11 protein-coding genes are annotated in these 13878 nt (G+C 56.7%); 4 read left to right on the forward strand and 7 right to left on the reverse strand.

Annotated features, from left to right (window positions below; translation table 11 throughout):
* The first annotated feature begins 107 nt into the window (after window positions 1-107).
* Window positions 108-2258: a TonB-dependent receptor gene (locus BIND_RS04370; RefSeq protein WP_012383866.1), complete on the forward strand. Its 2151-nt coding sequence runs from the start codon at window positions 108-110 to the stop codon at window positions 2256-2258.
* A 3-nt stretch (window positions 2259-2261) separates the two neighbouring features.
* Window positions 2262-3149, forward strand: coding sequence for a substrate-binding domain-containing protein (locus BIND_RS04375; RefSeq protein ID WP_012383867.1), 888 nt, complete (start codon window positions 2262-2264; stop codon window positions 3147-3149).
* Between the two features lie 12 nt (window positions 3150-3161).
* On the opposite strand, the gene BIND_RS20020 is transcribed toward BIND_RS04375, so the two are convergent.
* The 4 genes from BIND_RS20020 to BIND_RS04395 form a co-directional block, all read right to left on the reverse strand.
* Window positions 3162-3881: a citrate lyase subunit beta-like protein gene (locus BIND_RS20020; RefSeq protein WP_012383868.1), complete on the reverse strand. Its 720-nt coding sequence runs from the start codon at window positions 3879-3881 to the stop codon at window positions 3162-3164.
* A 53-nt stretch (window positions 3882-3934) separates the two neighbouring features.
* Window positions 3935-4516, reverse strand: coding sequence for an NUDIX domain-containing protein (locus BIND_RS04385; protein WP_012383869.1), 582 nt, complete (start codon window positions 4514-4516; stop codon window positions 3935-3937).
* Between the two features lie 3 nt (window positions 4517-4519).
* Complete coding sequence (locus tag BIND_RS04390; RefSeq protein ID WP_012383870.1) at window positions 4520-5311, reverse strand: NAD kinase; 792 nt, start codon at window positions 5309-5311, stop codon at window positions 4520-4522.
* A gap of 75 nt (window positions 5312-5386) precedes the next feature.
* Entirely contained in the window at window positions 5387-5956 is a 570-nt protein-coding gene (locus BIND_RS04395) for a hypothetical protein (protein ID WP_012383871.1), read from the reverse strand.
* Window positions 5957-6280: 324 nt separating this feature from the next.
* On the opposite strand from BIND_RS04395, the gene nagZ reads away from it, so the two are divergent.
* A complete protein-coding gene (gene nagZ / locus BIND_RS04400) occupies window positions 6281-7393 on the forward strand; it encodes a beta-N-acetylhexosaminidase (protein WP_012383872.1) in 1113 nt (370 codons plus the stop codon).
* A 20-nt stretch (window positions 7394-7413) separates the two neighbouring features.
* On the opposite strand, the gene BIND_RS04405 is transcribed toward nagZ, so the two are convergent.
* On the reverse strand, window positions 7414-8433 hold the full coding sequence (locus BIND_RS04405; protein WP_012383873.1) for a bile acid:sodium symporter family protein: 1020 nt from the start codon (window positions 8431-8433) through the stop codon (window positions 7414-7416).
* Window positions 8434-9087: 654 nt separating this feature from the next.
* Between BIND_RS04405 and BIND_RS21205 the strand changes: the two genes are divergently transcribed.
* Entirely contained in the window at window positions 9088-9294 is a 207-nt protein-coding gene (locus BIND_RS21205) for a hypothetical protein (RefSeq protein ID WP_148210549.1), read from the forward strand.
* Between the two features lie 345 nt (window positions 9295-9639).
* On the opposite strand, the gene greA is transcribed toward BIND_RS21205, so the two are convergent.
* Both greA and carB read right to left on the reverse strand, forming a co-directional pair.
* Window positions 9640-10113 (reverse strand): transcription elongation factor GreA, encoded by a 474-nt coding sequence (gene greA / locus BIND_RS04415; RefSeq protein WP_012383875.1) that lies wholly within the window; start codon window positions 10111-10113, stop codon window positions 9640-9642.
* 116 nt (window positions 10114-10229) lie between these two features.
* Complete coding sequence (carB, locus tag BIND_RS04420) at window positions 10230-13553, reverse strand: carbamoyl-phosphate synthase large subunit (protein ID WP_012383876.1); 3324 nt, start codon at window positions 13551-13553, stop codon at window positions 10230-10232.
* Window positions 13554-13878: the final 325 nt, after the last annotated feature.

Here is a 13878-nt window from a genome sequence, read left to right on the forward strand (position 1 = left end):
TTGTCTGTAAATTCTATAAAAAGCCTTTTAAAATGAAAAGTTATGGCTAAGCTCTTGCTGAGCTATATAGGGGGCGATACGCTGTCGCGGTTCTTGAGGGGAAAACCGTGTATCGTCCTTTTTGTGTCGTCGATCTCCGCATGTTCGTTTGCCTCGGATTGATCGATATGTCTGTCTCTGTCTCGGCGGCCCGCGCTGAAGATACACAGATCCAGCTTGCGCCCGTGACTATCTCAGCCGAAGCGTCTGCTCCTTCTCTTTCCTCTGTCGAAGGCGGCTATCGCGTCAAGACGGCGTCCCTCGGCCCCTTCGGCGAGGTGCCCGTCGTGAATACGCCCTTTTCGATCACGATTGTTCCCTCTGATCTCGCCAAAAACCAGCAATTGCTGAGTGTGCGCGAGGCCTTTCGTCTGATCCCTTCGGTTCAGGGCGAAAATATCCGGCCTCAGACACGAGGCATGCAGGCCGGTGTTGTGCAGAATACACGGATCGACGGGCTGAACATTGCGGCAACGACCGATTATCCGATTGAGCAATTCGACCGGATCGAAGTGTTGAACGGCTTATCGAGTGCCATTTATGGTCCGTCCAATCCCGCTGGCACCTTCAATTTCGTGCTCAAACGTCCGACCGATGTGCCCTTGCATGAATTGACCTTCGGCTATCTTTCGCAAACATCCTGGCTCGGTCATGCTGATGTCGGTGGCTATCTCGATGAGGGAAAGCATTTCGCCTATCGGTTGAATCTCTTGAATCAGAACGGCGAAAATTATGTCAACGGCAGTCAGTTGAAACGACAGCTCGCGAGCTTGGCCTTCGACGTTCATATTACGCCTGAAACGGTCGTGGAGACCAACGCCAGCTTCTACAATTATGTCACCAAGGGACTGCCCGGCACCTTTGCCCTCGCCTCGAAAGTCGCCTTTCCGGCGGCGCCCGATCCGACGCGGCTGGGCTATGGCCAGCCCAATGGGGGGGACGACAATCAGACGCTCATTCTCGGTGGGCGGCTCAAACATGATTTCAGCCAGGATTGGCATTTGACGGCCGGAATCCTGCGCCAGTCCAATGACCGAGCCTCAACGGTTCCGACCAATACGATCACCAATAATAGCGGCGCTTATACAACGACCGCGGCGACTACCACTTATTCTTTGGATACGGTCTTGAGCAATCAAGTCGCTTTGAACGGCCGTTTTTTCACAGGTCCTGTCTCTCATGATTTCGTCATCGCTAACAACGGCTTTCTATGGGATCGCTATACGCCTTTTCAAACCGGAGCGGTGACGCTCGGCAGCGCGAGTCTGAACAATCCCGCCATTTTTCCGGCGAAGGCCTTTCCCGATTTCAAGAACCGTTATCGCTCTGTCGAAACCCTTCAGCAATCGATCACCGTCGGTGATATCATTGGATTGACGGATCAATGGGCGGTGCAATTCGCCATCAGCCAAAGCTGGATCAATGCGCAGAATTTCAACAAAACTGGCGTGATGACCAGCAATTACAATACGAGCGGTGTCAGTCCGACGGCGAGTCTCTTGTTCAAGCCTTATCAGAACATGACTGCCTATCTCACTTATGCGGAAAATCTGCAACAAGGTGATAGCGCCCCGGCCGGCGTGGCCAATGCAGGCAATGTGCTCGCGCCCTATCGCGCCAAGCAATGGGAACTGGGCTATAAGGTCGATCTCGATAAAATCAATCTCCGTGCCGCGCTTTTCCAGATTCAGCGTCCCTATGCCTATACCGTGAATAATGTCTTCGGTATCAACGGGTCCCAAATCAATCGCGGAATTGAACTGACGGCCGCAGGCAAATTGACTGATGATTTGACTGTATTCGGCGGTCTCTCGCTGCTTGATCCACGCCTTTATGATACCGGTTCGGTTACGACAACAGGCAAACAGATTCTTGGTCTGTCGCATGTCATGTTCAATGTTCTCCTGGATTATCAGGTTCCGGTAGTGCCTGGCCTCGCCTTCAACGCCAATGTCAATTTTGCCAGTGACCGGCCGGGCGATTATGCGAATACGACCTTCGTCAATGGCTATGTCGTCGCTGATCTTGGCATGCGTTACGTCACGAAGATCTTCGAGCGGCCGGTGACCTGGCGTCTCAATGTTTATAATATCGCCGATGCCCATTATTGGGCGAATGTCGCGCCGAGTGGCCAGAACGGCTACAACAGCACGGACAACGGGACAGGAACGCTGGGTGCGCCGCGCACTGTCAGATTATCCATGCAGATGGATTTTTGAACCATGATGAAGCCAATGATCGCGCGCATTGTGTTCTTGGTTTTGAGCCTTGCGTCCCACGGTCTCGCCCTAGCGCAAGAGGCGAGCCCGGCCAGATCATCTCCATCCCCATCTTCTCCGTCCCCTTTGCGTGTCTATGCCGCAAGCAGCCTCGGGGGAGCGCTCAAGTCTGTGGCGACACGCTACGAGAATGAGACGGGTGAGAAAATCGATATTTTCCTCGGCCCTGCTGGATTGCTCCTCGAAAAGATCGAGAATGGGGGCGATGCTGAACTCTTCCTCTCGGCTAATATGAAACATCCGGCGCAACTCGCCAGAGAAGGGAGGGGCCTGCCGCCGGTTGTCTTTACGCGCAATGCCATGTGTGTGCTGGCCAAGCCCGGTTTTGGCCTGACCTCGGACAATCTCCTGGATAAATTGCTTGACCCAGCAACCAGGATCGGGACCTCGACACCGCATGCTGATCCTGGCGGTGATTATGCCTGGGCTTTGTTCGCGAAGGCGGAGTATGTGCATCCGGGTGCGCAAAAAATTCTTGAAGACAAGGCACAAAAGCTGGTTGGTGGTGAGATCTTGCCGCAGCCTGGCAGTCAGCCAGGAGCCAACCAGGGCGGCAGTCCGGTCAAGCATTTTCTGACGGATGGGACGGTCGATACATTTATCGGCTATTGCAGCCGGCGCGAGGCGAAGCCGGATCCGGATTTCAGTGCCGTGAGGACACCCGAAAACCTGACAATTGCCGTTGACTACGGCCTGACGCCTCTCTCAGCGCCACCGCCCGAGCGGCAATTGGCGGCGCAGCGATTTGCACTCTATCTTCTTACGCCTAAGGCCCAGGCGATCCTTGCCGATTATGGTTTCACGCCGGTGACGGGACTTTCGCGACCGTAAAGAACCACATGGTCATCGGCTGAAGATTGAGGCGATGACCGGGACCAGAATGTCTTCCTCGACAATGGCGCCAGCGTAACCGGATTGCCTGGCCTTCTCATGAAGCAAAAGGCCAGTTTCCGGGGTTGAAGTCGGGTTTTCCCCATTCTGGCCGGGATGTGAGTATTGAATCAAAGCTGGCACATGGGCGGATGCGGCGGCGAGAACCACTTGCGCTTTTGCGAGAGCCAGAGGAGATCCAGTGTCTTCTTCTTTCGAGGAAACAGTCCACTCGATGTTTAGAGCCGTCGCGAGACGAGCCGGCGAATGAATGAGCCCGGCAAGGCGTGGGCTTGCCTTTGTGTATGTATGTAAGGTGAAACAGGCAGCGGGCGTCTCCCCCGCCTCGGCGAAAATCATTAATTTGCCATCGGCAAAGCCGTTGAGTGTTTCATGAACGGCGAGCTTGCAACCAAGATGCTGCACATCCATACGGCCGGAACAGGTGGGCAGCACGATGCCATCGGGGGCATGTGGCATGACGAGGGCCAGATCCTCGTCTATTCTTGCATTCTCAATCGGCGCGACTCTGATGAGCAGAGGTATGGCGAGAGACGAGCGTATCTTGCGCAGAGATTCCGAGAAACTGGCACGCTCCTCTGGCGTATCGGGCAAGGTCATGATCAAGCCGTCTGCGCCGTTCGTCGCATCAGGCTCGAAATTTTCGATCGATCGGGAGAGAAGGACACGCATGACATGCTCGCCTGCACCAACAATCATGCTTATGACTGTTGGTTTAACAAAGCTCAATCCTGCATGACATTATGCAGCTTGGCATAAAACAAAAGCACGATGGTCTTGGCGTCGCTGATCTCGCCTGTCTCAATCATGGCGAGGGCCTCGTCGAGTGTCGGCTCCAGAATTTCAATATCCTCGGCCTCGGTGGCGAGGCCTCCGCCCGGCCCGACGCGTTGGTCCTGATGATAGGGCGCGGCAAAATAGAAAATTTTTTCGGCGAAGCAGCCGGGACTTGAATAGGCTGAGAACAAAAACTGGGGATTTGCGATGGCGAAACCGGTTTCCTCACGAACTTCCCGCACGATGCATTGATGCGGTTCATCCCCTTCGAGCTTGCCGGCACAGACCTCGACGAGGCTCGTGCGAGCATCGCCAATATAGGCGGGCAGGCGGAACTGACGCACAAGCAGCACGCGTGAACGCGAGGCATCATAAAGAAGAATGGCGGCGCCATGACCCGTGTCATAGAGCTCGCGGACCACGTCCTGCTTCTCGCCATTGAAACGTTTGCGATCGATCACAATCCGCTCGAGCCGCCCAAAGCCCTCTGACAACAGTTTGCGGCCGAGAATGCGGAGGGAGCCTGGCATATATCAATATCCGAATTGTTCGCGCAGAATCTGTTCGTTCAGCGAATGACCAGGATCATGCAGCAAGACGAGGCCCGTTGCGTGATCCATGTCGATCGTGACACGAGCGACATGGCGAATTTCATAATGATCGGCCACCGCAGATACGGGCCTTTTATCGGCATCGAGAACGGTGATTGTCACGGTGACCTTGTCGCGCAGGAGGGCGCCACGCCAGCCGCGCGGCCGAAACGGTGAAATCGGCGTCAATGCGACCATGGCGGCGTCGAGCGGCAGGATCGGTCCATGCGCGGAAAGATTATAAGCCGTTGAACCGACTGGCGTGGCGAGCAAAATGCCGTCGGCCACGAGTTCGCTCAAACGTTCCTGGCCATTGATCGAAATACGTAGCTTGGCGGTCTGATAGGTCTGGCGGAACAGATAGACCTCATTGATGGCGCGTGCCTTGATCTCCATGCCGCGTGTATCCACCGCATTCATGCGCAGGGGATGGACGACCGAGGCTTCTGCTTCTTCCAGTCGCTTTTCGAGATCCTCCAGGCGGAATTCATTCATGAGAAAACCGACCGAGCCGCGATTCATGCCATAAATCGGTTTGGAACGTCCCATGAAACGATGCAGGGTTTGCAGCATCAGACCGTCACCGCCCAGGGCGACGATGACATCGGCCTCTTCCGGATTGACATTGCCATAAAGAATCACAAGTTCGCGCATCGCTTCGGCGGCGTCAGGCGTGGAAGCAGCGATAAAGGCGATGCGTTCAAAACGGCGCTGTTGCGGCAAGATCATGCCCATGATTGGAGGGAAAGGATGAAGCTGGCGGCTCGGGAATATCCTCTTGCCTCACAAAGGATGGCATGAGGGCGGACGCTAGATGACGGTTTCTGGATCCTCGGCCAGCAAGCGTTGCGGCACTTGCCGGAAGCTCCAGCCTTGATCGCCACGGTCGAACACCCAGACTGTCGAGAAATGATCGATCGGCCATTTCTGTGGTGCCGTCGTGGTGTCGCCAAGAATCAGATTGGCGATGGTTGGGAGCTTATTGTGCTTCCAGGAAATGAGCACGACACCTTCCTTGCCACGGGCCACCTCGACCAGCCCCTGTTCTTCTCCTTCGGCGAAATCGACATTGACTGGCACCTTCAGAAAGTCGGACAGCGGCCAAAGCGTCTGCTGCGGCCGCAAACTGCTATTGGTTGGCAGAGCCTTACAGGCAAATAAGGCGCTTGGCCGAGCAATGGCGCTCTCTGGTTCGGTCTTTTCGGGCAATGGGTCAAAAAAACGCACCAGAGCTCCGGCACGCTGCCATCCGCGTACAGAAAGCGAATCCTTGCTTTTCGTTCCGTCCGGCGCCACGCCGCGAATGACCGGCGGGAGTTGGGCCGGGTCCTTGCCGGGCTTTTCCGAATGGCGAATCAACATAATTTTCGACGCGGGCATGGAGGAGGGCCTGGAAGAAACAAAGGGAGTGATGGGATCGGAGAGCAAGGGAGGGGTATTCCCCCTTTACGAGAGAAGTTCGGATTATAACGAAAAGGCAAGGGATTTTTGTTAAGCCGTTGCGAGGTTTAAGAAAATACGTCGCATAAAACGAGGACCTCTGTTGCGCCTTCAAACGCGATGGGGATTTATACAGCATCAATCTCGCAAATGCGCCGTACTTTTAGGTAAATTCTCTGTAGTTTCAGTAGTTTCAAACTTATGGACCATAGGCCAAAACGCTAAACGCTTTTGGCGCCGATTTGTTCGCTTGTGGAAAGTCCGATGCTCCAGAATATCCGCGCCCGAAATTCCATTGCTGAAGTCGGCACTCATTTTCTCGTTGGTCTGCGGCCGACGCCAGAACTGCATGATCAGGATCGGGCCTTGCTGGCTGATCTGCGGCCGGCAGGGGTCATCCTCTATAAAAGCAATTTTCGGCATGACCTGCCTTATGCGCAATGGCTCGAAATCCATGCGCGGCTCATCGAAGACATTTACGCGGCTTGCGGTCGGGAGCATCTCTGGATCGGCATCGACCATGAGGGTGGCCGGGTGTGCCGGACGCCGGCGCCAATCACGCGTTTTGCCTATGCGGCGCATTGGGGCGATTGTGCCGCCGCCGTGGGGCAGGCGATGGGCTGCGAACTCGCCTCGCTCGGCATCAATCTGAATTTCGCACCGGTCCTCGACATTCACACTAATCCGGCCAATCCCGTGATCGGCGAGCGGGCCTTCGCCACGACGCCCGAGGCGGTGACGCCGCTGGCGCTTGGTTTCCTGCGGGCCATGCAGGCGGAAAATGTTCTCGGCTGCGGCAAGCATTTTCCAGGGCATGGCGACACATCAGTCGATTCGCATTATGGCCTGCCGAGCCAGAATTGTAGCCTCGAAGATTTGCGGCAGCGTGAATTGAAGCCCTTCATCGCCGCAATCGAGGCCGGCCTTTCGATGATCATGACCTCGCATATTCTGTTTCCGGCGATCGATCCCGATTTTCCGGTGACGCTTTCGCGGCGTTTCTGCACTGAACTGTTGCGCGAGGAATTGGGCTATTCCGGCGTCGTCGTTTCGGACGATATCGGCATGGGTGCGATGAATCAGTTTTTTGCCGAGCCCACGGCCGCCGCGCGTCTCATCGCGGCGGGCTGCGATCTTCTCATGGTCTGCGCCCATTGGACCGAGACGGAGCGGGTTCGGGATTTCGCGGAAAGCATTGTGCGGGCGCGCGATAAAGGTGAGATCACACCCGATCAACTGACCGTATCAAAGGTGCGGATCGATGGTTTGCTCAGCCAGGCGCCGCGCAATCCTGTACGGACTCTGGCCCCTCAGATTTTCGCGCGCCATGCAGAAGCTGGCCCTCTGTTCGCGGCCAAGACGGTCGAGGTGATTTAAATCACTTGCCTTTGCGTCGGTCAGGATTTCGTCGCGGCATCGGCCTGGACGATTGGCTTTTTCGCCGGTGTGGCGTGCGAGCCACGCGCATAATGCTGGGCGATGATGGCGCAGATGAATAATTGAATCTGATGGAACAGCATCAGAGGGAGCACGGCAAGCGTGACAGCCTGACCTGCGAAGAGAATATTCGCCATGGGGATGCCGCTGACGATGCTCTTCTTGGACCCGCAGAACACAATGACGATTTCATCCTCCCGCGCGAAGCCGAGCCAGCGGCTGGTATAGGTCGTTGCCGCGAGCACGATGCATAAAAGGAGTGTGTCGGCGGCGAAGATAATGCCGAGATCGCCGAGGCTGAGCGCCGTCCAGACATTATTCACCATGCCGGCGCTGAACGCCGCATAGACGACGAGAAGAATCGAGCCGCGATCGACGAAGGAGGTCACGGCCTTGTGATGCCCGATCCAGGCGCCGATCCAAGGACGTAACACCTGACCGAGAACGAAGGGCACGAGAATCTGGATCACGAGATCCTCGATCGCCTTGGTGCTGAGACCGACACCTTTGCTGCTCAGCAACAGAGAGACCAAAGCCGGCGTGAGGAAAATGCCGAAAAAGCTGGAGGCTGAGGCGCTGCACAAGGCGGCGGGAACATTGCCGCCCGCTATGGAGGTGAAGGCGATGGACGATTGAACTGTGGAGGGGACGAGCGTCAGAAACAGGAGACCGACCGCGACCGGCTCTGACAGCCAGGAGCCGAGAAAATGCACGAGCCCGATGCCGAGCAGCGGAAACAGCACGAAAGTGCTGGCGAGCACCATGAGTTGCAAGCGCCAATGGGTGATGCCGGCGAGCACCGCTTCCGGCTTCAGCCGCGCGCCATAGAGGAAGAACAGCGCGAAAATGGCCGCATAGACGAGAGCATCGAGAAGAGAAATCGCCTCGCCCTTGGCCGGTAGGACGATGGCCAGACCAACGGCGATGAGGAGCCCGATGAGAAAAGGATCGAGCGGGATAAAACGGCGTAGAGCGGACATCTGGCACTCTTGCAGAAGTTCAACGATTGAAAAGGGCTCAGCCTTATCGTGAAAAGTCCCGCCACATTAGAGCATTTTTCATTTCTGCCGAATCGGAAAGTGCTCGATCGTCCGATAGTGCCTCTCCTCGCGATTTTACACGTGACTTCACAATTGAGGGATCAGCGATCCGCGAAGGCAGACTTAGCCCTGAGCCAAATGCTTCTGCTGGAAGGGAGCCCGTCGCGCACTGATCGCAGACGGATCAACAAAGGCCCGCACGATTTGAGTCACGGTGTGGACAGACTTTGCCTTAAAGATCATTTCCAAAAAAAAGCCCGCATCCCTTATCAGAGATTGTTGCATAACAGCATTAAACAAAAGAAGTATACACTTCTGAATGTGCTATGGAACAATCATGAATGCGGGCGATCACTTCAAGCCTGTGTCATCCTTCAAAAGTCAAAAATTCCTCTGTATGCGTGTTTCGTTGATGCATTTGCATCATCATCGACGGGTTTAAGTTGAACCTGCTATGGAATGGAGCCGGAGGCGGGATTTCTGCCTTCCAGCACAGCGCCGAAACTGCCACTTTCCTTGTTGGGTAAACGAAATTGTGGAAAGGTGGTTACTTGTGCTCTCCACAAACCCGGATCTGGGCTTGTATAGATATGCATGGAGGTATGTCTCTCCGAGGCTTTGCTGGGAACGACGCCCCATAAGAGCGTGCTGGCCAATGCTGACAGAGTGACGACACTCGCCCATTTCATACGGCCTGAGAAGCCTTGGCCATCGCTGGTAGGCGCATTCCTTGGCGATGTCGCCGGTGTTGTCGTGGTCCAGCTTTGTCTTTTGTTGATCATCATCCGCTCCTGTTCTTGATGCGGGCATCCTGCCCGTATGCCTGTCCAGACCGGATGAACGGATGATTTATTCCAAGCCGAGGGAGAAAAGCCGTTTCGACAATCGAAGAGAGAGAAAGATGAGCCTGCGTCCGAGAGCTTGTCTGTTTCGGAGCATCGCTAGTATCCACCCTCATTGAAGGGCGACTCGTCGTGGTTCAATGAGGACAAGTGGATAAGTTTAAAAGGTGACGTATCGAGAATTTGCGCTTCTCGATACTAGGTGAATCGGGCGCATAGCGATGCTATAAATCCTGCCAACCCATCGCCTTGATCCCAAAAGCAGAGACCTTTTGGGCGGGAGGGAGGCTTTCGAGCCATCCCGCTATTGGAAGGCCACGTTCAGGATTTCATAGCTCTTGCCTCCGCCGGGCGTATTGACCTCGACGGAATCGCCGATCTTCTTGCCGATCAAGGCGCGCGCGGTGGGAGAGGTGATCGAGACCCTGCCAGCTTTGACGTCTGCCTCGCTCTCGCCGACGATCTGATAGATTTTTTCTTCCTCGGTATCTTCGTCGACAAGCGTCACAGTCGCGCCGAACATCACCGTATTGCCGGACAATTTGCTGACATCGATGATCTCCGCGCGGGACAGTTTGTCCTCGAGTTCGGCGATCCGGCCCTCGTTCAGCGATTGCGCTTCCTTGGCGGCATGATATTCGGCGTTTTCCGACAGATCGCCATGGGAGCGCGCCTCGGCGATCGCCTGGATGATCCGCGGGCGTTCTTCCTGCTGGCGGCGTTTCAACTCCTCGTCCAGGGCGTGATAACCCTCTGGCGTCATCGGGAATTTGTCCATTGTCGTCTCTTTCGCAATAAAACCGCTTGCCGTTCGTCACGCCCGATTCAAGAACGGCAAGTATGAGACACCTTCACGGCTCCCGCAAGACTATGGAGCAAGCCCTGCGGCTGGATTCAGGCGAAATAATCCTGCAGGGCATGAACTTCCAGGTCCCCGGCGAGATAGGCCCTGATTCCCTGGGCCGCCGCTATGGCACCGGCAAGCGTTGTATAATAGGGAACTTTATGCAGCAGCGCCGCCCTCCGCAAGGAGCGTGAATCGGCGAGTGCCTGCGCCCCCTCGGTCGTGTTCAGAACGAGCTGGATCGCGCCGTTCTTGATCGCGTCGACGACATGCGGGCGCCCTTCCGAAACTTTGTTCAGGCGCTGCGCTTCTATGCCTTCCCCCTCGAGGAAACGGGATGTGCCGCCCGTCGCGCAGATCTTGAAGCCCAGATTGATCAGCAGCTTGATCGTGTCGACGGCACGCGGCTTGTCCTCATCGCGCACAGAAACAAAGACCGTGCCCTTGGTCGGCACCTTGGTGCCGCCGCCGAGCTGGCTTTTGGCGAAGGCGATGGCAAAGGAGAAATCAATGCCCATGACCTCGCCGGTCGAGCGCATTTCGGGGCCGAGGACTGTATCGACGCCGGGGAAACGAGCGAAGGGAAAGACGGCTTCCTTGACGCCGACATGACGCAGTTTCTTCGGTTCGAGACGGAAGCTCGCCAGGTTTTCACCGGCCATGATCCGCGAGGCGATTTTGGCGAGTGGAATGCCGATGACCTTGGCGACGAAGGGCACTGTTCGCGCGGCGCGCGGATTGACCTCCAGCACGTAGATCTCGCCATCCTTCAAGGCATATTGGACATTCATGAAGCCGCCGACCTTGAGTGCCAGGGCCAACTTGCGCGTCTGTTCCTCGAGCGCGGCGATCTTGTCCGGCCCGAGCGAGCGCGGCGGCAGCGAGCAGGCGCTATCGCCGGAATGAATGCCGGCTTCCTCGATATGTTCCATAATGCCGCAGATGAAGACATCCTTGCCGTCGCAGAGGGCGTCGACATCGACTTCAACGGCGTCGGAAAGGTAGCGGTCGAACAGCAGCGGATTCTTGCCGAGCACCGTATTGATCTGACCGGTCTTGTCGTTGGGATAGCGGGCCTTGATATCGGAGGGCACGAGCCCCGGCAAAGTGCCGAGCAGATAATCATCGAAAGATGCATTGTCGCGGATGATCGCCATGGCTCGGCCGCCCAGCACATAGGAGGGGCGCACGACGAGCGGCAGGCCGAGATCAGAGGCGACGAGGCGGGACTGCTCGACCGAATAAGCGATGCCGTTCATCGGCTGTTTGAGGCCGACTTTATCGAGAAGCCATTTGAAGCGGTCGCGGTCTTCGGCAAGGTCGATCGAGTCGACCGAGGTGCCAAGGATGGGAATACCCGCTTTTTCAAGAGTATGAGCAAGTTTCAGGGGCGTTTGGCCGCCAAATTGGACAATCACGCCCTTCAGGGTGCCGGCTTCCTGCTCCTTGGCGAGAATGGCAAGCACATCCTCGGGCGTCAGGGGCTCGAAATAGAGCCGGTCGGAGGTGTCATAGTCGGTTGAAACCGTTTCCGGATTGCAGTTGATCATGATCGTCTCGAAACCCGCATCATGCAGGGCGAAACAAGCCTGACAGCAGCAATAATCGAATTCGATGCCTTGGCCGATCCGGTTCGGCCCGCCGCCAAGAATGACCACTTTGTCGCGTGGGCTGGGCTTTGCTTCGCAGACGGGCGCACCCGCGAAAGGTGGTGCATAGGTCGAATAGAGATAGGCGGTTGGCGAGGCAAATTCAGCGGCGCAGGTATCGATGCGCTTGAAGACAGGATGCACATCGAGTTTCGCGCGGAGCGCCGCGACTTCCTGCGGCGTCACCTTGGCCAAGGTTGAAAGGCGCGTGTCGGAAAAGCCGGCGGCCTTCAACAGCCGCAAATTGGCGGCATCCTCAGGCAGGCCGAAGGCGCGCACCTTGGCCTCCAGCTTCAAAATGCCCTCGATCTGTTCGAGGAACCAGCGGTCGATGGCGCAAGCCTCGTGGATTTCTTCGACGCTCATGCCCTCGCGCATGGCCTGCGCGACGATCAGCAGACGGTCGGGCGTCGGCCGTCCGAGCGCGCCACGCAGTATATTCATGTCATCGCCAAGACCGAGGCCGTCTATGGCGATCTCGTCGAGGCCGGTGAGGCCGGTGTCGAGCGAGCGCAAAGCTTTTTGCAGGCTTTCGGCGAAGGTGCGGCCAATCGCCATGCTCTCGCCGACGGATTTCATCGCCGTCGTCAGTGTATCCTCGGCGCCAGGAAATTTCTCGAAGGCGAAGCGCGGAATTTTGGTGACGACATAATCGATCGTCGGCTCGAAGGAGGCCGGCGTCGCGCCGCCGGTAATATCATTGGCGATTTCATCGAGCGTATAGCCGACGGCAAGTCTCGCGGCGACCTTGGCGATCGGAAATCCAGTCGCCTTCGACGCCAAAGCCGAAGAGCGCGAGACGCGCGGATTCATTTCGATGACGATCATCCGGCCGTCGCTCGGATTGACCGCGAATTGGACATTGGAGCCACCCGTCTCGACGCCGATCTCGCGCAAGACGGCGAGCGAGGCGTCGCGCATGACCTGATATTCTTTGTCAGTCAGCGTCAGGGCAGGGGCGACGGTGATCGAATCGCCGGTGTGGACGCCCATAGGATCGATATTTTCGATCGAGCAGACGATGATGCAATTGTCGTTGCGGTCGCGCACGACCTCCATTTCATATTCCTTCCAGCCGAGGACGCTTTCCTCGACCAGAACCTCATTGGTCGGCGAGGCATCGATGCCCCGCTCGATAATGTCGATGAATTCCGCCTTGTTATAGGCAATGCCGCCGCCGGTGCCGCCCATGGTGAAGGAAGGGCGGATGATCGCCGGCAGGCCGATATCGTCCAGAATGTCGAGCGCCTGGGTCAGCGTCTTGATCTGATGCGAGCGTGGCGTCGAAAGGCCGATCTTGGTCATGGCCTCGCGGAACAATTCACGATCCTCGGCCTTGTCGATCGCCTCGGCGGTGGCGCCAATCATTTCGACATCATAATCCTCCAGCACCCCCATTTTCTTGAGGGAGAGGGCACAATTCAGCGCGGTCTGGCCGCCCATCGTCGGCAAAAGGGCGAAACCGCCTGGCGCGGCATGGCGCTCCTTGGCAATGATTTTGGCCACCACATCCGGCGTGATCGGCTCGATATAGGTGCGATCGGCCATGTCCGGATCGGTCATGATCGTTGCCGGATTGGAATTGACGAGGACGATGCGGTACCCTTCCTGGCGCAGAGCCTTGCAGGCCTGCGTGCCGGAATAATCGAATTCACATGCCTGACCGATGATGATCGGCCCTGCGCCGATGATCATGATGGTGCCGATATCCGTCCTCTTTGGCATGCGATCGCGTTCCCCTAACCAAGGCTCAATCGTCTGATTGAGGATGAGTGTCCCGATCATCGGCGAGGCGCCAGAAACGCCGCCAATACTCTCGTTCATTGAAGCTACAAGTTTATCCCAAAAGCGGTGTCCGCTTTTGGGCTTGATGCTCCAAAGCTGGTTGCCTTTTCCGTCCCGCTTCGCTTTGCGGCTTGCCCAGGCGGACCTGACCGCCGCGCAAGGTTCTTCCGGGCGAGGTTCTTTCAGGAACGACCCAGGCTGGACGCGGGGATAAGCAAGATCGGGAAAGGCGTGGTGGGGCCAGTGCTAAAACAAAATGGTCGCC

It is taken from the genome of Beijerinckia indica subsp. indica ATCC 9039, assembly GCF_000019845.1.
In the GTDB taxonomy this organism is placed as follows: Bacteria; Pseudomonadota; Alphaproteobacteria; order Rhizobiales; family Beijerinckiaceae; genus Beijerinckia; species Beijerinckia indica.

What these genes read in the sequence shown, in the direction of transcription:
- BIND_RS04375 (WP_012383867.1), top strand. Translation starts at nt 2,262, where the DNA reads ATGATGAAGCCAATGATCGCGCGCATTGTGTTCTTGGTTTTGAGCCTT.
- BIND_RS20020 (WP_012383868.1), bottom strand. Translation starts at nt 3,881, where the DNA reads ATGCGTGTCCTTCTCTCCCGATCGATCGAAAATTTCGAGCCTGATGCG.
- BIND_RS04385 (WP_012383869.1), bottom strand. Translation starts at nt 4,516, where the DNA reads ATGCCAGGCTCCCTCCGCATTCTCGGCCGCAAACTGTTGTCAGAGGGC.
- BIND_RS04390 (WP_012383870.1), bottom strand. Translation starts at nt 5,311, where the DNA reads ATGGGCATGATCTTGCCGCAACAGCGCCGTTTTGAACGCATCGCCTTT.
- BIND_RS04395 (WP_012383871.1), bottom strand. Translation starts at nt 5,956, where the DNA reads ATGCCCGCGTCGAAAATTATGTTGATTCGCCATTCGGAAAAGCCCGGC.
- nagZ (WP_012383872.1), top strand. Translation starts at nt 6,281, where the DNA reads ATGCTCCAGAATATCCGCGCCCGAAATTCCATTGCTGAAGTCGGCACT.
- BIND_RS04405 (WP_012383873.1), bottom strand. Translation starts at nt 8,433, where the DNA reads ATGTCCGCTCTACGCCGTTTTATCCCGCTCGATCCTTTTCTCATCGGG.
- BIND_RS21205 (WP_148210549.1), top strand. Translation starts at nt 9,088, where the DNA reads ATGGAGGTATGTCTCTCCGAGGCTTTGCTGGGAACGACGCCCCATAAG.
- greA (WP_012383875.1), bottom strand. Translation starts at nt 10,113, where the DNA reads ATGGACAAATTCCCGATGACGCCAGAGGGTTATCACGCCCTGGACGAG.
- carB (WP_012383876.1), bottom strand. Translation starts at nt 13,553, where the DNA reads ATGCCAAAGAGGACGGATATCGGCACCATCATGATCATCGGCGCAGGG.